This is a genomic window from Erythrobacter ramosus, from assembly GCF_009828055.1.
GTDB lineage: Bacteria > Pseudomonadota > Alphaproteobacteria > Sphingomonadales > Sphingomonadaceae > Erythrobacter > Erythrobacter ramosus.
Genome location: NZ_WTYB01000004.1, coordinates 76097 through 100900 on the forward strand (window position 1 = coordinate 76097; position 24804 = coordinate 100900).

Sequence of the window (24804 nt, forward strand, 5' to 3'; positions counted from 1 at the left end):
ATGTCATCCAACCTGACACACCGCCTGACACGTCCTAATTGGACATAGGCTGGACGTATTCACCCAAATGAACAAAAAAATCGGACGATCGCGGGACATAAGTGTCAAAATAATTTGACGCCTATGACTGTCAGGCATAGCCTTCGATTATGGAGCACTCGGTACCCTCGACTCGCACAGTGCCCAACTCGGCGCCAGGTTCAGGCCTGCGCCCGCGATCGGCGCCGCGGCCGCGCGATGTGCTCGAACTGCTCAAACCCATCACCTGGTTTCCGCCGATGTGGGCCTTCATGTGCGGCGCGGTGTCGTCCGGTGCCGGGCTAGAGGGCCGCTGGTGGTTCGTGGCTGGCGGCGTGTTACTGGCAGGGCCGTTGGTGTGCGGAACCAGCCAGGCGGTCAACGACTGGTTCGACCGCCACGTCGACGCCATCAACGAACCGCACCGCCCGATCCCGTCGGGGCGCATTCCGGGGCGCTGGGGCCTGTATATTGCGATTATCGCGACGCTGATTTCGGCCGGCATCGGCTGGCTGCTCGGTCCGCTGGTGTTCATTGCCGGGCTGGTGGGCCTTGCTTTTGCTTGGGCCTATTCCGCGCCGCCGCTGCGCTTCAAGGCCAATGGCTGGCTTGGCCCACTGGTGTGCGGGCTGACCTATGAAGGTCTGAGCTGGTTCACTGGCGCCGCCGTCATGCTCGGCGCGATGCCTTCGGCCCACGTCATCACCGTGCTGGTGCTCTATTCGATTGGCGCGCACGGGATCATGGTGCTGAATGACTTCAAGGCGGTTGAGGGTGACCGCCAGACGGGCCTGACCTCGCTTCCCGTGGTGATGGGAGTCGGCCCTGCTGCAAGGCTCGCCTGCGTCACTATGGCCGCCGCGCAGGTCGCGGTGATCGCGCTGCTGGCCGTATGGGGCTACAACCTTTCCGCTCTGATTGTGACCGGCGTGCTTGCCGCGCAGATCGCCGCGATGCCCAAGCTGATCCGCGATCCGGCGAAACATGCGCCGTGGTATAACGGCGTGGGCGTGACACTCTATGTGCTGGGGATGCTGGCAGCGGCGCTGGGCCTTGGGGGCTATATTTGATGCACGCCTCGCTCGCCGCACCGATGACAACCAAGGCCGGGTTCGGCTGGTTCGGGATCGTGCGGATTGGCCTGGTGCAGGCCTCGATCGGCGCGCTGGTGATGCTGACCACGGCGGTGCTCAACCGGTTGATGATTGTCGAGTTCCAACTGGCAGCGGCAATCCCCGCCGGACTGGTCGCATGGCACTATGCGGTGCAGCTGGGCCGACCGCTTTGGGGGCACGGTTCCGACAAGGGACGCAGCCGCGTGCCGTGGATCATTGGCGGGCTGGTGGTGCTGGCTGCTGGCGCGCTACTGGCGACGCAAGCGACCCTGATGATGGCGAGCACTTTCCCCGCCGCCTTCGCGCTGGCCGTGTTCGCCTATGCGCTGATTGGCGTCGGCGTGGGCGCAGGCGGGACTTCGGCGCTCGCACTACTGGCTTCCGGCGTCGCGCCGGAACGGCGCGCGGCAGCCGCTGCTGTCACGTGGATCATGATGGTGGGCGGCATTGTTGCCTCGGCGATCACAGTGGGCGAATTGCTCAAGCCCTATTCGCCCGAGCGACTGCTCGAAGTGGCGGGCGGGCTTGCGGCGGTGACGATTGCCGTGACCGTGCTGGCGACCTTCCGGCTGGAGCGGCAAGCGGGCCAGTTCCGCGATAGTGCCGAAGACGCGCCCGCACCCGATTTCCGCGCTGCCCTTGCCGAGATCTGGCACGAGGCCGCGGCGCGGCGCTTTACCATATTCATCTTCGTCTCGATGATCGCGTTCTCAATGCAGGACCTGATCCTCGAACCCTTCGCGGGTCTGATTTTCGGCCTGTCGCCGGGGGAATCGACCAAGACCGTGGGCCAGTTCCACCAAGGCGGCATCCTGATCGGCATGATCATCGCCGGGATCGGCGGCAGTGCCTTTTCGGGCAAGCGGGCAGAGGGTCTGCGTCCGTGGGTGGTATGTGGTTGCCTTGCTTCAGGGCTGGGGCTGGGCGCGCTCGGGCTGGCGGCGGTCAACGGGCCGCCGTGGCCTTTGGGGATCAACCTCTTCGTGCTGGGCTTCGGCAATGGCGTCTTCGCGGTTGCCGCAATCGGATCGATGATGGGCCTGGCCGGCGCGGGCGAGAACACCCGCGAAGGCGTGCGCATGGGCGTGTGGGGCGCAAGCCAAGCGATTGCCTTCGGGCTGGGCGGGCTAATTGGCGCGCTGGGCCTCGATGCCGCGCGCCGGACGCTCGAGAATGACGGCGCGGCGTTTCAAGTTGTTTTTGCCGTGGAAGCGGCAGCCTTCGTGCTTGCTGCCCTACTGGCAGTGAAGGCCACAGGCGGGGCTGCAATGCGCGCCGCCATGATCAAGCAAAAGAGGGAGGTCTTCGCATGAACCAGACAATCTATGACGCAGTCATCATCGGCGGCGGTCCTTCCGGCGCGACTGCGGCGACCGATCTCGCGCTTGCCGGTCATTCGGTGCTGCTGATCGAGCGCGGCGGCCGGATCAAGCCCTGCGGCGGCGCGATCCCGCCGCGGCTGCTGGCTGATTTCGACATTCCGCAAAGCCTGCTGGTCGCCAAAGCGCGCTCCGCCCGGATGATTGCGCCTTCGGGGCGTGCTGTCGATATGCCGGTGGGCGAGATCGGCTATGTCGGCATGGTCGACCGTGAGGAATTCGACGAAGCCTTGCGTGAACGTGCGCGCCACTCCGGCGCCGAGCGCCTGACCGCCACCTTCGAGAAGATTGAGCGCGACAACAACGCGCATCCCATTGTCACCTTCCGCCGGAGCCGCGGTGCTCCGATCGAAAGCGTGCGCGCCCGCGTGGTGATTGGCGCGGACGGCGCGCGCTCCGCAGTGGCCAAGCAATGCCTGCCGGGCGCCGAGCGCATCCCGTGCGTTTTCGCCTATCACGAAATCATCAAATCCCCGCCGCGCAATACCGACCAGTTCGATGCCTCGCGCTGCGATGTCTATTACCAGGGCCGCCTCTCGCCCGATTTCTACGCCTGGGTGTTCCCGCATGGCGACACCGCCAGCATCGGGGTGGGCAGCGCCAACAAGGGCTTCAGCCTGCGCGGCGCGATTGCCACGATGCGCGATGATCTGGGGCTGGACCGCTGCGAGACTTTGCGCCGCGAAGGCGCGCCGATCCCGCTCAAGCCACTGAAGCGCTGGGACAACGGCGCGGACGTGATCGTAGCCGGCGATGCCGCGGGCGTCGTTGCGCCTGCTTCGGGCGAGGGCATCTATTACGCGATGGTCGGCGGGCGACTGGTGGGTGAGGCGGCTGCGGCCTTCCTCAAGACCGGCGAGGCCAAGCACCTGCGTTCCGCGCGCAAGGCCTTCATGAAGGAGCACGGCAAGGTGTTCTGGGTGCTCGGGATGATGCAGTATTTCTGGTATTCGTCCGACAAGCGCCGCGAGCGGTTCGTGACCATGTGCGATGACAAGGATGTGCAGGAACTGACCTGGCAGGCTTACATGCACAAGAAGCTGGTGCGCGCCAAACCGATGGCGCACATCAAGATTTTCCTGAAAGACACCGCCCACCTGCTCGGCCTTCGCCCTGCGACCTGACAGTATCGCGGCGCTTTCCGTTGCAGGTTGGCGGGTGCGACTCTAAGCTCGTGCAATGAACCGAATGATGATCATACCCGTGACCGTTGCGACGGGTGCGGCGCTGTGTGTTGCCGCCCTTGGCGCGACTGTTACCGATCTTGGCCCGTGGTATCAGGCGCTGGCCAAGCCCGACTGGAACCCGCCCGATCTGGTCTTCCCGATGGGCTGGACGGTGATCTACGCCTTGATCACGGTCGCCGGGATCACCGCCTGGCGCGCCGCGCCGACATCAGCGGCGGCGGAGTGGGTGTTGGGGCTTTTCGCCCTGAACGGCTTTCTCAACATCAGCTGGAGCCTGATCTTCTTCCGCCTCCAGCGGCCCGACTGGGCGTTTTATGAGGTCACGTTGCTGTGGCTCTCGATCCTTGTGATCATCGTCTACTGTGGGCGCTTCTCCAAAACGGCCGCGCTGCTGCTGGTGCCGTATCTTGGCTGGGTCACCTTCGCGGGTGCGCTCAACTGGTCGGTGGTGCAGCTGAACGCTCCGTTCGGCTGAGGCCGAGGGCGCGGGCGGGGAAGGCGACAGCATGGCAGGCGGAGGCCTCATCGAAATCCTGTTCGACAACGGCCATGCGGCTGACGTGATCCTCGGCGTGCTGGCGATCGAGGCCGTATGGCTGCGTGATCGCAAACGCTGGAGCTGGCGGGCGATTGCCGGACTGCTCGGCCCTGCGGCGCTGATCGTTCTGGGCCTGCGCGCGGCGCTGGTAGGCGCGGACTGGTGGTGGATCGCGCTGCCGCTGGCCGCATCCTTGCCGCTGCACCTGCTGGATCTACGCAGCCGCATCGCTGCGCCTCCAAAGCCCTAGTTGTGCCTCCGCCGGAGAGCGCCGCGGCTCCTCCCGCCCGCGCCTCTCGCCGGCATCCCAGACAGCAAAAAACCCGGCCGGGCCATCGGGCCAGACCGGGTTGTGTGCTTTGCCCCCTTGGGGGTTAGGAGGCCGGGCCGGTGAGGGCCCGGTTCCCTGGTTATCCGCCCTGCGAAGCCTGTGCTGCGCCCGACGGATCGTAGTTGATCGTATCCGGAGCGTAGTAATGCTCTTGCGCCCACAGGTACCAGTTATCCACCACAGTGCCGGTCAGCAGAATGCCGATCCCGCCCGTAAGCGTAACCAGAACTGCAAACCACCAAGCCCAGCGGTGGATCGATTCGAACGTGGCATTGAAGCCCATCACCCAGCGCCAGAACAATGCACCGCGTTCAGCTGCCGTGCCGCGATCGGTAATCTGTTCGATCTCGCGCTCACCGCCGTAGCGGCCAAGTGCCAGGATCGTCGCACCGTGCATCGCGAACAGCACTGCCGACCCATACAGGAAGACAATCGAGAGCGCGTGGAACGGATTGTAGAACAGGTTGCCGTAGACCAGCGAGAAGTTGTTGGTCCAGTCAAGGTGGCTGAAGATGCCGTAAGGCACCGCCTGCGACCAATCACCCAGCAGCATCGGGCGAATGAATCCCAGCACCAAGAACAGCCAGATGGCTGAAGCGAAAGCCCAGGGAATGTGCATCCCCATGCCCAGCGCCTTGGCCCGCATGTAGGTGCGGGCCCACCAGCACAAGACCGAAATGGTCAGGAACGCGCCGGTCAAAATGAACCAGCCACCCTCGTTCAGGGGCACGAACGGGCTGAAGCCATATTCAGGCCCCGGGGGGTTCAGCGAAAGCCAGAACAGCTCACGCATGAAGGTCTGCGGGCTCCAGCCGGCCTGCGCCCAGAAGTTCAGCCCGATGATCAGGAAAGCAGCTGTCCCGAAGGCCAGAGCGATCGTGCCCAGAAAGCCGAGATAGACCGGGCCGATCTGGGCCTGGCCCAGCTTGCCCATCCAGTAGTTGTGGCCGACCAGGGCAATGCGCCCTTCGCTGCCGTCGAGGTGCGGGACGCCCATTTCGGGCGGTCCTTGCACCTGGACCTGTGTAAATATGTTTTGATAAGTCGCCATGGTTCAGGTGCTCCTTACGACCAGATCGGAATCTTCTTCCAGAAATCCCAGAATTCGATCCAGCTGCCGACATACAGAGTGCCGGAGATGACGATGCAGATGGCGCTCCAGAACCCGGCGCTCAGCGCCAGGAAGAGTCCCACCCGGTGGATGCCGAGCGTGCCGACCGAGTACCCGATGAAGTCCCGGAAATAGGTATCTTCATATTCAGGCGACTTGACGTCGGTGCCTCCCGAAGGATTGACCGCCGACAGCACCAGACCGCCATGCAGAGCCAGTGCGAGCGCGTTCGTGAAGAAGAACGAGATCGCGAGCATGTGCACAGGGTTGTAGTGGAAGTTGCCGAAGGCATATCCGACGTTCGAGACCCACTCGAGGTGCGTCCAGATCCCGTAAGGGAAGCCGTTGCCCCACGCGCCCATCCACAGGGGACGGATGACGTTTAGTGAGACATAGGCGAACACAGCCACACTGAAGGCGATCGGCACGTGGTAACTCATGCCGAGCTTACGGGAGATTTCCGCCTGCCGCAGCACCCACGAAACGAAGGCAACGACGGCGCAGCAGGTGATGATCTGCCAGTATCCGCCTTGCGCCATCGGCGCGAGGCTCAGGCCATATTCGACGGGTGGCGGATTGATCGAAATAAGCCAGGGGTTGAGGGTCGGACCCTGTGTAGCGGCGGCGAAGATCAGCATTGTGCCCAGAAGGGCGCTGATCGCCGTCGTCACTCCAAAGAATCCGACATAAAACGGCCCGACCCAGAAGTCGAAAAGGTCGCCGCCGATTAATGTGCCACCGCGGACGCGGTATTTCCGCTCGAAACTAAGGAGCGCCATAGGTCCATCCTCCCCGCCAGCGAGGCGGGTGCTATAGGTTTGCCAAAAAGTGTTAGGAGGCAGGCAGGCGAACCTGCCCCCTCACATTTCAAGCAGGAACTATCCCGCCGCCGGAGCTTCCGACGATTCGATAGCTGCCTGAGCCGGTGCGGGTGCGCCGGGAGCGCGCTCGAGCCAGTTATAGCGATCCGTGCTGAGCAGGATGAAGTGGATGGTGAACGCCAACACGGCGAGACCAACATGGAGCGCGACGAGGGCGCGACGGATGTCAAAGTAGAACCAAACTCTCCACATGGGAAAATTCCTTTCATGTACCGATCAGATATCTGCACGGCCTGCCGATTGCAGGCAGTGCGCAATCATGATGGAATTAGAGCCAGGGCTTGTAGGCCCACATCAGGGCATGAGCCACGAGCGCGATCACCACGTAAAGGGTGAAGGTGCCCATGAAGCCCTTGTGGATTTCCTGAGCCTCTTCAGGCGTCAGGTGAGTTCCGATACGTTCGTTCATCGGGTTTTCTCCGTTCAGTTGGGTTTGATTGAGAGCCCGAAAGCTCCCTTCGGCGTCCCCGCGTGATCCCCCACGTGGATTGGAGAGCCCCCTCGAAGGGAGCATGGGATTGTGCCGTCGCGGAAAGGCTCCGCGTCAGCGACAAAGGCTTGGATTGGGCGCGCATGATCGTCATGCTCCCGCTCCTTCAAGCAGTGCCTCGGCGAGGCAGTCTGCTGTAACTGTGGCGTGCCCGCGGCGCCGCGCGGTCCGTTCGGCCAGATCGCGCAGCCGCTTGGCCGCGGAAATCCGAACCAGGACGGGCTGTGCTTCAACCAGCTGGTCAAGCTTGGCCTTGGCTTCGTCGTCCCAAGCCAGTTGCGCTTCATTGCGCGTTGGCGTCGGGTCGACCTTGTCGAGCTCGGTGCCGAGCGGCAGGATGTGGAACAGCGCGTCAAACAGCGCATTGCACACTTCCTGCACCAGATAGGTCGCGCCGGAATATCCCATGAAAGGCGTGCCGGTGTGGCGGCGGATCGCAGCGCCGGGGAAGCTGGCGGGAATGAACTGCGTGCTCGGTCCGTAGCCGCTGCCGGACTTTTCAGCCAGATACATGCGTTCGTTGTAGCTGCCGAACATCACCAGCGGCGGGTTGCTGTGCAAGGATTCGCGCACGGCGTGGTTGTCGGTCTTCACCCCGGCGCAGCGTGAGGCCGCGATGGTGCAGGGCAGGCCCATGTCGCCTTCGAGGAACTGGCGGATGCCGCGCGCATAGGTGTCATTGGCGACGATGCCGAAGCTCGCCGTGCCGAAGAAGTCCTGCGTCACCGAACGCCACAGATCCCACAAGGGCTTGATCGTGGTGTGCTTCTCGCGCTCGATGAAGGGTTCGGGATCAAGTCCGAGCTCAGCGCCCAGCGCGCGCAGGAACTTGGTGGTCTGAGTGAGGCCGATCGGGGCCTGGAAATAGGGCCGTTCGAGCGTTTCGCACAGGTTGCGGCCGAACTCGCGGTACATGCAAACGTTCGCGTCGGAAGTCGCAAGATCGCGGATGTCGGCGAGGTGGCTGCCCAGCGGGAACGCCATTCCGACTTCGGCACCAATGCCTTCGATGAGGCGGCGAATCTCGGCCAGATCGCTCGGCATGTTGAACATGCCATAGCTGGGGCCGATGATGTTGACGCGGGGCTTTTCGCCTTCCTTGCGCACGCGCTTTTCGGGCATCTTCTTGGGGCCGAATTCGGTCCACAGCCAAGTCAGCGCACGGTCTGCCGATTGCCACTGATCTTCATCGATGGTGCGCGGCAGGAAGCGCTTGATATTGGTGCCTTCGGGCGTCACGCCGCCGCCGATCATCTCGGCAATGGAACCCGTAACGACCACGCAGGGCAGTTCGGTGTCGAGCGCTTTCCACGCCCGCTTCATGGCGCCTTCGGTGCCGGTCTTGCCCAGTTCTTCCTCACCCAAGCCGGTGACGACGATGGGGAGCTCATGCGGCGGCAGAGCGTCGGTGTAATGCAGGACACTGGTGACGGGCAGGTTCTCACAGCCGACCGGGCCATCGATGATGACCTGCAAGCCCTTCACCGCGGTGAAGACGTAGGTCGCGCCCCAATATCCGCCAGCGCGGTCATGGTCGAGGATGAGGGTCATGAGCCGATCGCCTCCGACGCCTTGCGTGCTGCTTCATTGAGGGCAGCGTACTTCTTGCGGAACTTGGGCCGATCGACCGGGAGCTCTTCCCATACGCCCGCAGCGTGTTCGGTGCCGACGCCTTCGAAGAAATCGCGCATCGCATCGAAGCGCGCCTTGTTGCCCATCGCGGCGTTGATCACCGTGGCAAGGCTGCCTGCCCCTGCCGGACCCATCAGCGGACGGGCGGAGATCAGGTTGGTGAAATAGAGCGAAGGGATGGCGCGCGATTTGGCGTGCTGCACCACCGGAGTGGTGCCAATCGCGAGATCGGGGCGATATTCATCGACCGCTGCGATGTCCTGCTCGAGACTGGCGCGGAATTGCACATGCGCGCCGCGCGCTTCGAGCCATTCGCGGTCAGCATCCGACCACTTGGTGCGCGGTGTTGCGGTGCCCACGTAAGGCACTTCGGCGCCGCTTTCGATCAGCAGGCGAGCAACTAGCAGTTCCGAACCTTCATAGCCCGAAACCGTGATCCGGCCCTTGATCGGCATGGCGGAAAGGGCACCGCGGCAAGCGGCGATCATGGTGTTCTTGACCGCATCGACCTTGTCCTGCGGCAGGCCGAGCGTATCGCCGAGGGATTGCAGCCAGGCGGCAGTGCCATCTGCTCCGACCGGGGCCGAACCGATAATCGGGCGTCCGGCAGCTTCGAATTCGCGGATGCTGGCGGTGTAGAACGGGTGGATTGCGGCGACCACTGCGCAATCGAGCGCGGCATAAAGCTCGCGCCATTCGCGGGTCGGGACAACCGGGCCAGCCGCAAGGCCGAGCGGTGCGAGCATTTGGCCGATGACGACCGGATCGGCCGGGAACATCTCGCCCAGTAAAGCGACGCTGGGCAGATCGGTTCGTTCACGCGGGGCGGCAACCGGTCCGGCCATCACTTCTTCGCGGGCGTAGGCGAGCATTGCGCCGGCGAGGACGTCCTTCGCCTCAGCGTGGGTCGGAATGCCGAAGCCGGGAACGTCGATACCGATGATGCGGACGCCGTTGATCGCCTTGCCCAGCAGCCGCAGCGGCACGCCGCTGGCGGTGGGGACGCAAAGGTTGGTGACAACAATCGCGTCGTAATTCTCAGGATCGGCGAGGCCTTCGACCGCTTCCTTGATGTCCTCGAACAGCTTGCCGGTAACCAGCGTTTCGCTGGAGAACGGCACATAACCCACAGTCCGGCGCGCGCCGTAGAAGTGCGAGGTGAAGGTCAGGCCGTAAACACAGCAGGCCGAGCCTGACAGCACGGTCGCGGTGCGGCGCATCCGCAGGCCAACACGGAGGCTCCCGAACGCCGGACACATCGATTGCGGTTGATCATGCGGACCAGCTTGCGGGTCGACCGGATAGTCGGCCGCGTAACGATCGAGCACTTCGCTCTTGCCCGCTGAGCGTGCCGCTTCGCGCATCGTCTCTTTCGACGAGCAGGCACCGCCACTGGCGACCGCGCCGGCATCGAGTTCGATCCGGTCAGGGGCGCGTGAGGCGTTGGGGGGGAAGGCATCGCTCATCGCATCAGGCCTCGTCGTAGATCACTTCGAGGGTGGGACGGGTTTCGTAGACACCGCCGCGCATGTCGGCTTGGGTGGCGGGGATGAGGTCCACGTTAGCGCCCGTTACATCGGCGCTGAACAGGCCAAGCAGGCCGTCCTGCGACAACGGGGTGGGGCGCACCGGGGGTGCTTCGGCGACATTGATCGCGAGGTCTTCGAACAGGCTTGCCCATTCGCCGCCGGGGATGCCGATGATCTGGTAATTGGCGCTCTTGCGGCGGATGTCTTCGTTCGCGGGGATCGCGGTGAGCACCGGGATGCCGACCGCTTCGGCGAAGGCGTGGGCTTCGCCCGTGCCGTCATCCTTGTTGATGATCATGCCGGCCACGCCGACATTGCCGCCCATCTTGCGGAAGTATTCCACCGCCTGGCAGACATTGTTCGCCACGTAGAGCGATTGCAGGTCGTTCGATCCGACCACGATCACCTTCTGGCACATGTCGCGGGCAATCGGCAGGCCGAAGCCGCCGCACACCACGTCGCCGAGAAAATCGAGCAGCACGTAATCGAAGCCCCAGTCGTGGAAGCCGAGCTTCTCGAGCAGTTCGAAACCGTGGATGATCCCGCGACCACCGCAACCGCGACCCACTTCAGGCCCACCGAGCTCCATCGCGAAGACGCCGTCCCGCTGGAAGCACACATCTTCGATGCGGACTTCTTCGCCAGCGGCCTTCTTCTTCGAAGAGGTTTCGATGATCGTCGGGCAGGACTTGCCGCCGAACAGCAGGCTGGTGGTATCCGATTTGGGATCGCAGCCGATCAGCAGCACGCGCTTGCCCTGCTGGGCCATCATGTAGCTGAGGTTGGAGAGCGCAAAGCTCTTGCCGCTGCCGCCCTTGCCGTAAATCGCGATGACCTGGGTTTCAGACTTCACGTCACAGGTATGCACCGGATCGGGTTCAATGCCCGCTTCTTCGCGCAGGGCAGCCACTTGATCTTCCAGGGTTCGGGTATCGAGCACAGACATCAGCATTCGCTCCAATCGAGAACCATTTTTAGACAATCGGGGTCGGTGAAGGCCTGCGGATAGGCGTCGAGCGCCTCGCCTGCCGGTCGCCTGTTGGTGACGAGGCCCTTCAAATCGAGCCTCCCACATTCAATCAAAGCCCGCGTTTCGGCGAGGTCACCGGGCTGCCATTCGGCAGCGACGCGGAAATGCGCTTCACGCATGAAGGCAGCGGGGAAGGCGAAGCTCACCCGCTCGGAATAGAAACCCGCCAGCACGATCTCGCCGCCCTTGGCCAGACGCATGACGAGCTCGTCGATCAGGCCTGCGTCGCCGCTGGCATCGTAGATCGCGTGATAATCGCGGCGCTCGTCCGTGGTCGGGTCGATGGCGTTGTAGCCGACCGCGCCAAGGCGCCGGGCGGGGTTGGTCTCCCACACGGTCGGCGCCGCACCGCCCAAGGCCAGTGTCAGCCGAGCGAGCAGGCGGCCCAGCACGCCGTGGCCGATGATAAGGTCAGGCAGCGCCTCGCGCCGGGCAAAGCCGCCCTTGATCGCGTGGAGCGCCGTAGCGGCCAGTGCGCAAAGTACGCCGGATTCGCCAAGATGTTCAGGAATGGGAAGCGCACGCGCCGAAGGCACAATCACGCGCTTGGCCGTCCCGCCAAACAATCCGCGGGCATCGGTGTAGCAATTGGCGCCGGGGACAAACACCCAGTCGCCGATCCTCGCGCGGGCTTCGGGTCCGGCATCGACAATGCGGCCGACCGATTCGTATCCGGGCACCAGCGGATAGCCGAGGCCGGGGAAGGGCGGCATCCGCCCGCTCCACAGCAGCTTCTCGGTGCCGGTACTGATTCCGCTGAAGGCAATTTCGATAAGAACGTCTGCGGCTTCCACTGGCTTCATCTCGAGCGACCGAAGCGCAAGGCGCTCCGGAGCTTCAAGAATGACGGCCAGGGTGTTCATCGCTTCGCTCTCCCGTTTCGGATTCTGCGGCGCGAACGCCGACTCGAAAGTCCGAAAACACGTTCTCTCACCTGTTTGCTACGCCTTACATATCCGACTGTCAAACAACTTGGACAATTTATGCTCAGGCCCGGGCAATAATGATGCTTGCGTTGACCGGTTGTGCTGTCGCGACGACCCGAGCCGATGCGAACCCGGCTGCCTGCAGCATCGCGATGATTTCGGCAGGGCTGCGGGGCCGACCTGAACCCATCGCCCATAGGTAGAGGCCGAAGAACGCCTCCCCCATCGGTTCTGCACCGGGAATCTGCGCCATCGGCTCGGCAATCAGCAGTTGCGCGCCGGGGGCAAGACTGGCGTGGATATTGGCCAGCAGGCCTTGCGCTGGCGCGTCGTCATGATCGTGCAGGATGCGGATCAACGAGACCATGTCGTAGCCTTGGGGCACGGAATCCTTGAAGAAATTCCCCGGATGCCCGGTCACGCGGCTCGCCCCGAGCGCCTCGCCGAGCAGCTTGGCGCCGGCCTCCGCCACTTCGGGCAGGTCGAACAGGCCGAGCTTGAGATGCGGCCAGGCCGCGCCGATATGGCGCAGGAACGCGCCGTGCCCGCCGCCGACATCAAGCAGCCGCTCGACGTCGCGGAAGCCGACCGAGGCCAGCACTTCGTCGGCGACGAAATGCTGCGATGCGGCCATCAGCTGCGAATACTCCGCCGTATCGGTGCCGCGCTCGCTTGCTCCGTGGAGCGCACCGGCATAGGTCCAGAAGCGCGACAGCGCCGTTGGCTCCCGCCGATCAGCGCGTAGCAGGGCCAGCGGATCGGCAAGGTCGGTATAGAGCAAACGGTGATGGCGCACCATCGCCTGAACGCCGGGATTGCTCGCGAATACAGCACCTTGTTCGCCGAGCATCCATTGGTCGGGCGCAGGTTCCTCGGACAGCATCAACGGGCGGCCAGCGCGCAGCAGGGTCAGCGCCGCGCTTTCCGACAGGTCGATGCGCGCGGCGATCACGGCAGCGCTGAGCGGGCCGTCCTTCAACACATCGAACAGCCCGCTTTCGACAAAAGCGCGCAAGACCTGCGAATAAGCGAAACCAGCGAGCAGATCGAAAGCAGCATCAGCACGCGAGCGGGCGATCCACTTGATGATCGGCAGGCGCGCGGCCCAGTGCTGGAATTTCGGGGACGCAAAAACGCGGTTGCGACGCGTCACATATCCGACCTTGAAGGTGGTCCATTTGCTCACTGTCGGGGTGTTTCACAGACCATATGTCTAAATAATTGGACAGAGACGTGCGTAAGGTCAATGATAATCGCTGGGTTGACGGGAGCTGAGACGGGTGGACGCGCGAGTCGTCGTGATCGGGGCAGGGATAGGCGGGCTGACCAGCGCCGCCTTGCTTGCTGCGCGCGGGGCCGATGTGACCGTGCTGGAAAAAGAGGCCTGGGTCGGCGGCAAGGCGCGCCGCGTCGCAGTTGACGGGGCCGCAATTGACGGTGGGCCGACCGTCTTCACCTATCGCGAAGTGTTCGACGAGGTCTTTGCCGCTTGCGGCACAGCCCTCGAGGATCATGTCACCGTCAACCGCGCCGAAGTGATCGCGCGCCATGCGTGGGACGATAGCGGCCACCTCGATCTGTATGCCGACCGCAACCGCAGCATAGACGCCGTGGGTGCTTTCGCCGGAGCGGAGGCAGCGCGCGGCTATCGCAGCTTTACAGAAGAGGCGGCGCGCATCTTCGCAGTGCTTGAAGACCCATTCCTGCGCGGCGACAAGGCTTCGACGCCGCTACCGATGATGTGGCGGATCGGGCCGTGGAAGCTGGGCGATATGCTGGCGATGCGGCCGTTCGACGGGATGTGGAATGCGCTGGGCGCTCACTTCAAGGACCCGCGCCTCCAGCAATTGTTCGGGCGCTACGCCACTTATTGCGGATCATCCCCCTTCGCCGCGCCCGCCACGCTGATGCTGATCGCGCATGTCGAGGCGCGCGGGGTGTGGCTGATCGAGGGCGGAATCCATGCGCTGGCCAAGGCGATTGCAAGCCTTGCCACGCAGCAAGGCGCGCGGGTGCGGACCAATGCGGCGGTCGCCGAAGTGCTCACCGCGGACGGGCGCACCAGCGGCGTCAGGCTCGCATCGGGCGAGGTCATTCCCGCCGATATCGTGATCTGTAACGGCGACCCGGGCGCGCTTGCCACCGGACGCTTCGGGCAAGACGCCACGCGCGCGGTGCCGGCGATCCCGGGGGCCAAGCGCTCGCTGTCCGCGCTGGTGTGGTACGCCCACGCCGAGACCAGCGGCTTCGACCTCACTCACCACAATGTCTTCTTCTCGCGCGATTACGCGGCTGAGTTCCGTGAGATTGGCCAAGGCGGCACGCCGTCAGGGCCGACCGTCTATGTCTGCGCCACCGACCGCGGCGCCAGTGAACACGCAGCCCCTCCACGGGGCCGCGAACGCATCCAGATCATCGTCAACGCCCCCGCCAACGGAGACGTCCACGACTATACACCCGAGGAGAGAGCCCGATGCACGCAAGCCATGATGGCCACGCTGAAACGCTGCGGCCTGCAACTGGAGGAGCAAATGCCGCATCAGCTCATGACCCCTCAGGACTGGGAGGGCCTGTTCCCGGCAACGGGCGGCGCCCTCTATGGCAGAGCGTCGCACGGCTGGGCGGCCTCTTTCCAGCGGCAGGGGCCCAGGACCCGTCTGCCCGGTCTCTATTGCACGGGCGGGGCGACCCACCCGGCAGCTGGGGTGCCCATGGCAGCCTTGTCCGGGCAGCTGGCAGCGCGGGTCATCGCGAAGGACCTCGCTTCGATGAGGACATCCCGCCCGGTGGCTACAGCTGGTGGTATGTCGACGCGATCAGTGACGACGGGCAGCACGGGCTGACGATCATCGCGTTCCTCGGGAGCGTGTTTTCACCCTATTACAAGCGCTCCGGGCGAGGCGATCCGCTTGATCACGCCTCGCTCAATGTCGCGCTCTATGGCCCGCAGCATCGCTGGGTGATGACCGAGCGTGGGCGCGGCGCGGTGGAGCGTGACGCCAGCAATCTCGTCATCGGGCCGAGCGCGGTGCGCTGGGATGGCGAGGCGCTGACGATCGACATCGTTGAAGGTGACACCCGGTTGTTCGTCCCGTGGCAGCGCCCGGTGCGTGGACGCGTGCGGGTGTTCCCCGAGGCGCTCAACCGCACCGCCTTCGCGCTCGACGGGGCCGAGAGCCACATCTGGCACTGCCTTGCCCCGCGCGCGCGGATTGAAGTGGAGATGAGCTCGCCCGGCATCTCGTGGAGCGGCAAGGCCTATCTCGATCACAACCGCGGCGCAGAGCCGCTGGAGACAGGCTTCAACACTTGGCACTGGTCGCGCGCGCATCTGAACGAAGGGGCGCTGGTCTGCTACGAAGGCGAGCGCGGTGACGGTTCGCTGTTTGCCAGCGCCTTGCGCTTCGGCGCCGATGGCGTGCCTGAGCCAGTCGACCTCCCGCCCATCGCCCAATTGCCGCCGAGCAAGTGGCGGGTGGATCGCCGCACTCGCTCCGATATCGGCGTCGCCGAAGTGCGCCGCACGTGGGAGGATACGCCCTTCTACGCCCGCTCCGAACTCGCGTCGCGCTTTGCGGGTGAGGAGGTGGTGGCAGTGCAGGAGAGCCTCGACATGCGGCGGTTTTCATCGCCGCTGGTGCAGTTCATGCTGCCCTATCGGATGCCGAGGAGGGCCCGTTAAGCCGGAAGGCTTGGTCAGCGCAGGCGCGCTGCCTCTTCGGCCTCTAACGAGCGGAACAGCGCCGTGGTGATGGCGATTGCCAATGCCGTCAGCGCCAGCCCTGCGGCGACATCAATCCAATAGTGCCAGCGCGTCGCTATGGCTTCGAAGATAATGAAGGTGAACAGCGGCAGGTAGGCCACCCCCAGCCAGCGCACATGCTTCCACGCGAAGTAAACGAACACTGCGGATGAGGCGACATGAAGCGAGGGCATGGCCGCGACGGCGGCGAACATGTACTGGCTTCCCTCGCTTGCAATCCACGGCCGCCCGCCCGCTACGAGGGCTTGGTAACCGCCATACATGTGGACCTGGCGTGCGGTTTCGAGCGCGTTGATGCCTTGTTCGTAAAGGAACGGGCCGACAGCCGGCATCACCAGATAACTCAGCGCGCCGAGGACGTGCACCAGCATGGCGGTGAAGATGACCTTGCGAAAAACGATGAAGCACTGCGCCGAATGAACGATGATGCTGCCCGCGAACATGGCCAGAAACGCGAAAAGGTAGAGATGTTCGCCGACCGGCAAGATCATGTCGGCCCCGCGGTGCACGGCGAAGGCTGCGTCAACCAATGGCCGCAGGGCTTGATCGGTCTTCCAGAAGAAGTCGTCCCACAAGGTGGGGTTGATCAAGCTCATCCACAGTTTGACATTGAAATGCGCAATCAGGATCACACCGTAAGCGATTGCCGCGAGGCCATAATAGATCAGCCGTCTGACCTGCTTCGTCACGATCAGGTAGAGGCCGAGCACAGCGATCAGCGACAGCGGCACGCCGTAACTCATGCCGGTGAATTCCAGCGCGTCACTCGCCGGAATCACGAATGGCAGGTCAAAGCGCCAGGCCAGCACTGTGGCGACCAGCAGGAACGAGAACGCGAGAACGAGTTCAGGCAGGCCCGGCACGGATAGCAGATTCACGCGCCGCGAAGCCGCCGGGTTGATCAGATCGTTTGCAAGGCTTCCTGTCTGAGCGTCCATGAAAAACAGCGTTTTCCAGTAAAGATGTCGAAGAACGGTGTTCCAAGGTTTCAGACGCGCCCGCAGGCGCGGTGGTGAGCGCCGCCCATGGCTGAAAAGATGCCGCCTGCCAAAGGAAATTCACATGGGATAGGCCGCGATCCGTTCAGGCGTGCAAAGGTCACGCCCACGGCGATCCTGAATGAACGCAAGTTGCGTCAGGCGGCAGGCGGTCCGCCCTCGCGCTCGGCCGCGTCTTTCGCTGCCTTTTCGGCGCGGGTCTTTTTCAGCATGCGGTCCATCTTCACCCATTGCCAGACGCCGAACCCGATCGCGATGCCGTAGAAAAACACCAGCTCGATCCAGCCGAATGTGCCGCTATCCATGGCGCGCCTCCTGACTTTGCTCGGCGAGGAAGGCGGCGATCAGCGCAGCGGCTTTCTCGGGCGCTTCCTCATGGGCAAGATGGCCGAGACTGGGAAGCACGTCCAGCCGCGCGTTCGCCAGCCAGCTATGGGCGTCCTTGGCCCAGTCGAGCGGGATGGCGGGGTCATTTGCCCCGTGGATCAGCAGCACCGGGTTGCGGACATCACCCATCCGCAGACGCAGGCCGGGCAAGTCCCAGTTCGCCATCATCGCCAGCGCGCCGCCCGCGTGCGCGGGGTGCTTCAGGAGTGTGCGGTAACAGGCGAGGCCCTCCGGCTCGATATGCGAGTGGGTCGACCGCCACAGGAACTTCTTGGCGCCGCCGACAAGGTCAATGCTCCCGGCAAACAACCGCGGCACCAGCGGGTTGATGAACAGCGCTTTGGCGACCGCCGGGAAAATCTGTGCAAGCGCGCCGGGGAAGGGCCGCAGCGCGGAATTGAGGCCAATGATCGGGCCGGTGTAGCCGTGGTCGAGCGCCATTTGCAGCGCAATCGCCGCGCCTGCCGAATGGCCGATGATGGCCGTGGGCTCAACATCGAGCACCTTCATCAGCCCCGCAATCTCGCCCGCCATCGCCGGCAGGCTCATTGCATAGGCATCATGCCCGGTCGTGAAGGCATGGCGCGGCAGATCGGGGGCGATGACGGTGTGGGTCTGTGCCAGCAGCGGCATCAGCCCGCGCCATGAATGCACCGAAGCGCCGGTGCCGTGGAGCAGCAGCAGCGGCGGGCCGCTCCCCATGCGCTGCACGTGCCAGCGCTTGGCGCCAAGGCTCACGAAGTCACTTGCCTCGCGGTGCGGCCAGATCAGGCCTTCGCGGTTCCAATCGAGCGTGCTCATGCCGCCTTGCCGATGGGCTGAACCGCGTTGATCGCAGCCGTGATCATGCGGGCGTCGGCGCGGGGGAGAGCGAGGAAACGCCCGCCCAGCGCAGCGGCCAGCGCCGCGCCTTCGGGGCCAGGGCGGGCGGAGATGTCGACCACCAATGCGTCGATCCCGCGCGCGTAGATGGCCTTGGCGGCGGCCTCGGCATCGGCGGCGGCTTGGGGCCTGCCGGGCGCGCCGTCGGCGGCGATATTGGCGCGGCCATCCGTCAGGATCACCAGCGCCGCACTGCGCCCGCGCGCGATGACGGCTTCGGCCACTTCGCGGGCGGCGTTAAGGCCCATCGCAAGCGGCGTGCCCCCGCCGCCGGGCAATTCCGCCAGCGTCCGCCGCGCCCGGGTGAGCGAGCGGGTGGGGGGCAGAATCAGTTCGGCGCTCGTTCCCCGGAATGCGACCAGCGCGACTTCGGAGCGGGTAACATAGGCTTGGCCCAGCATCAATTCGACCGCGCCCTTGGCCTCGGCGAGCCGCGCTGCTGCCGCCGAGCCGCTGGCGTCGACCGCGAAGATCGTGACACGGGCGGCGCGTTCCTCGAAGCGGCGGATGCGCAGGTCTTCCTTGCGCATCAGGATTGCCGAGGCGTCATTGGCGCCCGCTTCCCGACGCCTGACGGCCTGCCATGGGACAGCGGCTCGCAGCGAGTCGATCAACGCCAGCTTGGCCCCGCCGCGCGGCATTCCGGGACGCGCGCCCAGTGGCTTGCCGCGCGTGGCGGCCTTGCGTTTCTGCCCGGTCCCGCTGCTGGACGAGCGGCGCGGGGCTTTGCCTTGGGCGAGTTGTGCGAGCAGATCCGCCGGGATCGCTGCCTTGGCCGCTTCGACCAGGATGTCGGAGAGATCGAGTTCCTGCTGCTGCTGTTCGCCGTCGGACTGGTCATCCCGCTCGCCCTCAGGGGGAGGCGGCTTGTCTTCGGGCGGGGCGTCCTGTTCCTGCGGTGGCAAGCGCGTGGCGCGCGGGGCGAGCACCAGCCGCACTGCGCCGGTCAGATCGGCCTTTTCCGCAGCGCCGCGCCCGTCGAGCGCGGCAAGCCCACGCGCCGCCTCTCCGGCAAAGATCAGCGCCCGCACGCTCTCCACTCCCAGCGCGTCAGCAGTCGCGGCGAGCGCGCGCAGGGCGTCGTCGCCAAGCGGAGCCACCAGCGCCAAAGTGCCAGCCGCCGGAGCCAGCGCCACCCCCTGCCAGCGCCGCGAGGTGGACAGGTCGCAAGCAAAGGCCAGCCGTTCGGTCAGGCTGGCCGGCGGCGCTTCCTCGGGCTCGGTCGCATCGTCGAGCAGCACCAGCGCGGCCTGCCCTTCGTCCAGAGACTGCGCGAGCCGTCCGGCGATGCTGCCATCCATCCGCTCGGCCATTCCGGCGAGCAGCACGCCGCCGCGTGCTTCCTCGATCAACCCGGTCTGCCGGATCGGGCGACCGGCGGAGAGGCTCGCGGCGAGATCGATCCCGCCCAGCAGCCGCTCGTCATCAATATGCCCCGGCATTCGCCTGAGCGTAACGCGAGCGCCCAAAGCCGCCACCAGCGCCTCGCGCGCCGGGCTGTTGCCGCGCAGGACCATGCCTTTGAAAGTGGCCGGAGCCAGAGCAAACAGCCGCGCCGCCAGCACCGCATCATCCAGCGGGTCAGCGGTGTCGTTGAGGGTCATCCGAACAGCTCGGCGATCGCCCGGGTGATGCGCACGGTGGAGCCGGTCTCGTCCAGCACATCGCGCCGCAGTCGGTGGCGCAGCGCCAGCGGGGCAATGGCGATCATATGCTTGCGAGTGACGCTCTTGGCGCCCTCTAGCGCCGCCAGCGCGCGGGCGGCGCGCATCAGGGTGAGCTCGCCGCGCAGGCCATCCGCGCCCACGGCAAGGCACAGATTGGCGGCATCGCGCAGCACATCATCGCCCGCTTCCAGCTTGGGGAGCCGTGCCTTGCCCTTGGCGACGCGCTTGAGGATCGCCTCGTCCTCACCCGCCCAACGCGCTGCGAAGCTTTCGGGATCACGCTCGTTCTCGGCGACGAGGCGCATGATCGCGATCCTGACCTCAATATCCTTCGGGCTGCGCACTTCCACCGAAAGGCCGAAGCGGTCGAGCAGCTGGGGCCTAAGTTCGCCTTCTTCCGGGTTGCCGCTGCCGATCAGCACGAACTTGGCCGGGTGGCGCACCGACAGGCCTTCGCGCTCCACCACGTTCTCGCCCGAAGCGGCGACGTCCAGCAGCAGATCGACGAGGTGGTCTTCGAGCAGGTTGATCTCGTCGATATACAGGAACCCGCGATGGGCTTTGGCCAGCAGACCGGGTTCAAACGCCTTCTCGCCCGAGCGCAGCGCGCGTTCCAAGTCGAGCGAGCCGATCACCCGGTCCTCGGTCGCGCCGAGCGGCATATCGACGAAGGGAACCGCGCGCTTGACCATCTTGCCCGTGCCGCAGACGCCCGGATAACGCGCCTGATCCTCTTTGGAGGCACCATAGGGGCAGCCTTCCGCAGCCATGATCGGCGGCAGCAGGCTGGCGAGCGCGCGCGCAGCGGTGCTCTTGCCGGTGCCGCGATCGCCGAACACCATCACCCCGCCAATGCTGGGGTCGACCGCTGCAATGAGCAGGGCCAGTTTCATCTCGTCCTGACCGACGATTGCGGAGAAGGGGAAGCGTGCCATGTGGAGCGTCTTGTGAACGGTTGTCGCGCGTCGGACAAGCCGTGTGACAGGCTGGCTGGACAGTTTTCTACCGCTTCCCCAGCCGATTCAACACAAGCACCGGCAGCAGCCCCGCTGCGAGCAGGATCAGCGCCGGGATGGCGGCTTCCACCAGCCGTTCGTCACTCGCGAGGCGGTAGGTGCGGGTCGCCAGCGTTTCGAGGTTGAATGGGCGCAGGATCAGTGTCGCGGGCAGTTCGCGCAAGGTGTCGATGAACACCAGCGCCGCCGCTCCCGCCAGGCTCGGGGCGAGCAGCGGGGCGTAGATCCGGGCAAGCACGCGCGACGGGGAAGCGCCAAGGCTCCTCGCAGCGGCATCAAGGCCGGGGGGAATGCGCGCCAGCCCGCCGCTGACGCTGTTATAGGCGACCGTCATGAACCGCACCGACAGCGCATAGATCAGCAGCGCGCTGGTGCCGGTCAGCAACAAGCCGCCGCTCCATCCGAAACTGTCGCGGGCGAAGCGGGTGAGGCTTTGGTCGAAAGCTCCGAGCGGAGCGAGCAGGCCGACCGCCAGCAAAGCACCCGGCAGCGCATAGCCCAGCGTCGCCAGCCGGATCGCGCTCGCCGTGATGCGCGAGGCCGAGCGCGCGCGGGCAAAGGCGAGCATAAGCGCGGCGACAAGGCACAGGCTTGCCGCAGCAAGGCCGAGCCACAGGCTACCACGGATATAGGTGGGAAGGTCGCCCGCAGCACCTTGCGCGATCGGGGTCAGCGCAAGGGTGGCGAGATATCCGGCGGGCAGCACAAAGCCGAGCAGCACCGGCGCGGCGCAGGCGAGGAAGGCTAGTCCCTTGCCCAGCGGCGTCAGTGCCACCAACGGCTCTTCGTCACGCCGCGCGGCGAGGCCATCGCGGCTGTCGCTGCGTCCGCGCCGGCTCTGCGCCTCCCACGCCACCAGCGCGATGACGAAGACCAGCATGATCGCAGCGAGCTTCAAGGCGGCGGCCTTGTCGCCCATTGCCAGCCAGCTGCGGAAGATCCCGGTCGAGAAGGTGGGGATCGCGAAATATTCGGCCACGCCGAAATCGGCGAGCACCTCCATCAGCACCAGCGCGAGGCCCCCGGCGATGGCGGGACGGGCGGCGGGCATCGCCACGCGCCAGAACGCCCGCGCAGGCGCAGCGCCAAGGCTGCGGGCGGCGCGGAATTGCGTGATGCTCTGGGTTGCAAAGGCGGTGCGGGCCAGCAGATAGACGTAAGGATAGAGCACAAAGCCCAGCACGAACGCCCCGCCGCCCAGCGACCGGATGTCGGGGAAGGCATAATCGTCCGCTACCCAGCCCATGCTTGCGCGCAGGGCGCTTTGCAGCGGCCCGGCAAAATCGAGCAGATCGGCATAGATATAGGCGGCCAGATAGGCGGGCAGGGCGAGCGGCAGCACCAGCGCCCAGCTAAGCACACGGCGCGCCGGAAAGCGGGTCGCGGCGACCAGCCATGCGCAGCCCGTTCCCACCACCGCTGCAATGCCGCCCGCGACCAGCATCAAGAGCGCGGTGTTGGCGACATAGGTCGGCAGCACGGTCGCAGCGAGATCGGCAATCGCCTCTCCGCCTCCTGCGAGCGAGGCCCAGGCAATCGCGGCAATCGGCAGTCCAGCCAGCGCGGCGATGACCAGCGCGGTCACGCTCCAACCGCCGCCGCTTGCGCCATGGCCTGCAATTTGCCTAAGGCGGCTCACCGGGAGTTTCCCCCAAAACCCACGCGCCGTGAGGGCAGGATCAGCCATTGAGCCTCGAATTTCGTCATATTGCCCATGCATACGGTGAGGTGCGGGCGCTGGAGGATATCAGCTTTACCGCGCCCGCGGGGGAAATCACGTGCCTGCTTGGCGCGTCGGGTTGCGGGAAGTCAACACTGCTTGGCCTCGCGGCTGGCTTGCTGAGAGTGCAGCAGGGCGAGGTTACGCTGGGGGACGAGGTGCTGGCCGACGCGCAGCGCAGCCCGCCGCCCGAAGCGCGGCCCGTGGGGCTGGTGTTTCAGGACGGCGCGCTGTTTCCGCACATGACGCTGGCCGCCAATGTTGCCTTTGGCCTGCCCAAAGCGCGGCGCGGGGAAGCAGATAGCTGGCTCGCTAAGGTCGGGCTTGCCGGGATGGGCGCACGCTATCCCCACGAGCTTTCGGGCGGGCAGCAACAGCGCGCCGCGCTCGCCCGCGCCATGGCGCCCGAGCCGCGGGTGCTGCTGATGGACGAGCCCTTCGCCAGCGTCGACATCGTGCTGCGCCGCAAGCTCCGCCGCGAATGCCGCATTCTGCTGCGCGAGGCGGGGGCGACGGTGGTGCTGGTGACGCATGATCCGGCCGAAGCGCTCGATATTGCGGATCGGATCGCGGTGATGGAGGGCGGACGGATCATCCAGTTTGGCACCCCGCAGGAGCTTCACCATGCGCCCGCCACCGCTTCGGTCGGGGCGATTTTCAGCGGCGCGCAGATTATCTCGGGCACGCGCGGGGCCGAGGGGCTGGATACGCCGTTCGGGTTGTGGCCGCTGGAGAGCCTGATCGGCGCGTTGCCCGATGCCCCCGCATTCGACCTGCTGGTGCAGGCCGACGGGCTGGTGCCGGTGGCGGATGGTCGCGGGTGCAGCGTGCGTGATGTGCATCCGATGGGGCCGCGCGACCGGGTGTTGCTCCAGGGTGCGGATGGGGCGGCGATCACTGTCGAGACCGCGCTGCCGGTCGATCCGGACAAGACCTATAGCGTGCTGCCGGACCCGAACAGCGTGCGGGCTTTTGCGCGCAGTTAGGGCTTGCGCGGCCCACGATTATATTGCAAGTCATTCGCAAGTAGTCACAGAAAGCCTCTCTCACATGAAGAACCTCGTCCTTGCCGCCTGCGCATTTGTCAGCCTTGGCGCGCTGTCCGGCTGCGCTGATGACGCTGGCGACGCGGCGGTGCCGATCACGGGTGAGGTCAACATCTATTCCTCGCGCCACTACGACACCGATCTGGCGCTCTACGAGGATTTCACCCGTGAAACCGGGATAAAGGTCAACCGGATCGAGGCCGACGCCGATGCGCTGATCGAACGGATCGGAGCCGAGGGCGAGTTCAGCCCCGCCGACCTGCTCATCACGGTCGATGCCGGGCGGCTGTGGCGGGCGGAAGAAGCAGGGATTCTCGCACCGGTCGATTCGCCAGTGCTGAAGGAGCGCCTGCCCGCCAACCTGCGCCACCCGGATGGACTATGGTTCGGCCTGTCGACCCGCGCGAGGATCATCATCTACAACAAGGCCGAAGGCGTGCCGCAGGGCCTCGCCAATTATGCCGATCTCGCCAGTCCGGCGCTGAAGGGCGCGATCTGCATGCGGTCGTCCTCGAACATCTACAACATCTCGCTCCTCTCCAGCATCATCGCCCACAAGGGCGCGGCTGAGGCTGAGGCGTGGACCAAGGGCGTGGTGGCCAATTTCAAGCAGGCCCCGCAAGGCAATGACACTGCGATGATCGAAGCGGTCGCCGCCGGGCAGTGCCGGGTGTCGGTGGTCAACACCTATTACCTCGCTCGCTATGCCGGGGGCGATGCTGCGGCCAAGGCGATCTTTGACAAGGTCGGCGTGATCTTCCCCGATCAGGGCGGGGTCGGAACCCACGTCAACGTCAGCGGCGCGGGCCTCGTCAAGACCGCACCCAATCGCGACAACGCGGTGAAGTTCCTCGAATACCTGACCTCGGAGAGTGCCCAGCGGTACTTCGCGGACGGCAACAACGAATACCCCGCCAGCATCGGGCTGAAGGCCAATTCTGCCGTCGAGGCGCTCGGCGCGTTCAAGGCAGATACGCTGAGCGTCGCCGATATCGGCAAGGGACAGGCCGAAGCCGTGAAAATCTTCGACCGCGCTGGCTGGAACTGACGCGGGCCGGGCAAAGGGCGCGCGAATTGCGGCAGATCAAGGCCCGCTTTCACCCCTTAACACTAAACTGTCTTGAAGGGCGGGCGCTACTCGTCCATTTGCGCCCGCAT

24 protein-coding genes are annotated in these 24804 nt (G+C 65.2%); 9 read left to right on the forward strand and 15 right to left on the reverse strand.

Annotated features, from left to right (window positions below):
• The first annotated feature begins 149 nt into the window (after positions 1-149).
• From chlG to GRI59_RS14360, 5 genes are all read left to right on the forward strand, one after another.
• The gene (gene chlG, locus GRI59_RS14340; protein ID WP_160761930.1) at positions 150-1088 is read left to right on the forward strand and encodes a chlorophyll synthase ChlG; all 939 of its coding nucleotides are present in this window, start codon (positions 150-152) and stop codon (positions 1086-1088) included.
• A complete protein-coding gene (locus tag GRI59_RS14345; protein WP_160761931.1) occupies positions 1088-2446 on the forward strand; it encodes a BCD family MFS transporter in 1359 nt (452 codons plus the stop codon). Before chlG ends, GRI59_RS14345 begins: the two co-directional genes overlap by 1 nt.
• The gene (locus GRI59_RS14350) at positions 2443-3636 is read left to right on the forward strand and encodes a geranylgeranyl diphosphate reductase (RefSeq protein ID WP_160761932.1); all 1194 of its coding nucleotides are present in this window, start codon (positions 2443-2445) and stop codon (positions 3634-3636) included. The genes GRI59_RS14345 and GRI59_RS14350 overlap by 4 nt, the downstream gene beginning before the upstream one ends.
• A gap of 64 nt (positions 3637-3700) precedes the next feature.
• On the forward strand, positions 3701-4174 hold the full coding sequence (locus tag GRI59_RS14355) for a TspO/MBR family protein (RefSeq protein ID WP_337190286.1): 474 nt from the start codon (positions 3701-3703) through the stop codon (positions 4172-4174).
• 31 nt (positions 4175-4205) lie between these two features.
• A complete protein-coding gene (locus GRI59_RS14360; RefSeq protein WP_160761933.1) occupies positions 4206-4487 on the forward strand; it encodes a hypothetical protein in 282 nt (93 codons plus the stop codon).
• Between the two features lie 160 nt (positions 4488-4647).
• On the opposite strand, the gene pufM is transcribed toward GRI59_RS14360, so the two are convergent.
• The 9 genes from pufM to GRI59_RS14405 form a co-directional block, all read right to left on the reverse strand.
• Positions 4648-5619, reverse strand: coding sequence for a photosynthetic reaction center subunit M (gene pufM / locus GRI59_RS14365; protein ID WP_160761934.1), 972 nt, complete (start codon positions 5617-5619; stop codon positions 4648-4650).
• Between the two features lie 14 nt (positions 5620-5633).
• On the reverse strand, positions 5634-6458 hold the full coding sequence (pufL, locus tag GRI59_RS14370) for a photosynthetic reaction center subunit L (protein WP_160761935.1): 825 nt from the start codon (positions 6456-6458) through the stop codon (positions 5634-5636).
• Positions 6459-6557: 99 nt separating this feature from the next.
• Positions 6558-6752 (reverse strand): light-harvesting antenna LH1, alpha subunit, encoded by a 195-nt coding sequence (gene pufA, locus GRI59_RS14375; RefSeq protein ID WP_160761936.1) that lies wholly within the window; start codon positions 6750-6752, stop codon positions 6558-6560.
• 76 nt (positions 6753-6828) lie between these two features.
• Positions 6829-6969: a light-harvesting antenna LH1, beta subunit gene (gene pufB / locus GRI59_RS14380; RefSeq protein WP_160761937.1), complete on the reverse strand. Its 141-nt coding sequence runs from the start codon at positions 6967-6969 to the stop codon at positions 6829-6831.
• Positions 6970-7140: 171 nt separating this feature from the next.
• Positions 7141-8601, reverse strand: a complete 1461-nt coding sequence (gene bchZ, locus GRI59_RS14385) for a chlorophyllide a reductase subunit Z (protein ID WP_160761938.1) — start codon at positions 8599-8601, stop codon at positions 7141-7143.
• A complete protein-coding gene (bchY, locus tag GRI59_RS14390) occupies positions 8598-10148 on the reverse strand; it encodes a chlorophyllide a reductase subunit Y (protein ID WP_160761939.1) in 1551 nt (516 codons plus the stop codon). Before bchY ends, bchZ begins: the two co-directional genes overlap by 4 nt.
• Before the next feature lie 4 nt (positions 10149-10152).
• Entirely contained in the window at positions 10153-11163 is a 1011-nt protein-coding gene (locus GRI59_RS14395) for a chlorophyllide a reductase iron protein subunit X (RefSeq protein ID WP_202391036.1), read from the reverse strand.
• Positions 11157-12104 carry a chlorophyll synthesis pathway protein BchC gene (bchC, locus tag GRI59_RS14400; RefSeq protein WP_160761941.1) on the reverse strand — a complete coding sequence of 316 codons (948 nt, stop codon included), beginning with the start codon at positions 12102-12104 and terminating at the stop codon, positions 11157-11159. The genes GRI59_RS14395 and bchC overlap by 7 nt, the downstream gene beginning before the upstream one ends.
• Positions 12105-12228: 124 nt before the next feature.
• On the reverse strand, positions 12229-13353 hold the full coding sequence (locus tag GRI59_RS14405; protein WP_160761942.1) for a methyltransferase: 1125 nt from the start codon (positions 13351-13353) through the stop codon (positions 12229-12231).
• A 94-nt stretch (positions 13354-13447) separates the two neighbouring features.
• Between GRI59_RS14405 and crtD the strand changes: the two genes are divergently transcribed.
• Entirely contained in the window at positions 13448-15010 is a 1563-nt protein-coding gene (gene crtD, locus GRI59_RS14410; RefSeq protein WP_160761943.1) for a 1-hydroxycarotenoid 3,4-desaturase CrtD, read from the forward strand.
• 23 nt (positions 15011-15033) lie between these two features.
• A complete protein-coding gene (locus GRI59_RS14415; RefSeq protein WP_160761944.1) occupies positions 15034-15849 on the forward strand; it encodes a hydroxyneurosporene dehydrogenase in 816 nt (271 codons plus the stop codon).
• 14 nt (positions 15850-15863) lie between these two features.
• Here the strand turns inward: GRI59_RS14415 and GRI59_RS14420 are convergent, their stop codons facing one another.
• The 6 genes from GRI59_RS14420 to GRI59_RS14445 all read right to left on the reverse strand — a co-directional run bounded on the left by GRI59_RS14420 (position 15864) and on the right by GRI59_RS14445 (position 22465).
• A complete protein-coding gene (locus GRI59_RS14420; RefSeq protein ID WP_160761945.1) occupies positions 15864-16808 on the reverse strand; it encodes a phosphatase PAP2 family protein in 945 nt (314 codons plus the stop codon).
• Between the two features lie 257 nt (positions 16809-17065).
• The gene (locus GRI59_RS14425; protein ID WP_160761946.1) at positions 17066-17233 is read right to left on the reverse strand and encodes a hypothetical protein; all 168 of its coding nucleotides are present in this window, start codon (positions 17231-17233) and stop codon (positions 17066-17068) included.
• Complete coding sequence (bchO, locus tag GRI59_RS14430; protein ID WP_160761947.1) at positions 17226-18116, reverse strand: alpha/beta fold hydrolase BchO; 891 nt, start codon at positions 18114-18116, stop codon at positions 17226-17228. Before bchO ends, GRI59_RS14425 begins: the two co-directional genes overlap by 8 nt.
• Complete coding sequence (locus GRI59_RS14435; protein ID WP_160761948.1) at positions 18113-19801, reverse strand: magnesium chelatase subunit D; 1689 nt, start codon at positions 19799-19801, stop codon at positions 18113-18115. The genes bchO and GRI59_RS14435 overlap by 4 nt, the downstream gene beginning before the upstream one ends.
• Positions 19798-20799, reverse strand: a complete 1002-nt coding sequence (gene bchI / locus GRI59_RS14440; protein WP_160761949.1) for a magnesium chelatase ATPase subunit I — start codon at positions 20797-20799, stop codon at positions 19798-19800. The genes GRI59_RS14435 and bchI overlap by 4 nt, the downstream gene beginning before the upstream one ends.
• 67 nt (positions 20800-20866) lie before the next feature.
• Entirely contained in the window at positions 20867-22465 is a 1599-nt protein-coding gene (locus tag GRI59_RS14445; protein ID WP_337190287.1) for an ABC transporter permease, read from the reverse strand.
• A gap of 101 nt (positions 22466-22566) precedes the next feature.
• Between GRI59_RS14445 and GRI59_RS14450 the strand changes: the two genes are divergently transcribed.
• Both GRI59_RS14450 and GRI59_RS14455 read left to right on the forward strand, forming a co-directional pair.
• Positions 22567-23586, forward strand: coding sequence for an ABC transporter ATP-binding protein (locus tag GRI59_RS14450; protein WP_202391037.1), 1020 nt, complete (start codon positions 22567-22569; stop codon positions 23584-23586).
• Positions 23587-23650: 64 nt separating this feature from the next.
• Positions 23651-24694, forward strand: coding sequence for a Fe(3+) ABC transporter substrate-binding protein (locus GRI59_RS14455; RefSeq protein ID WP_160761951.1), 1044 nt, complete (start codon positions 23651-23653; stop codon positions 24692-24694).
• Positions 24695-24804 lie beyond the last annotated feature (110 nt).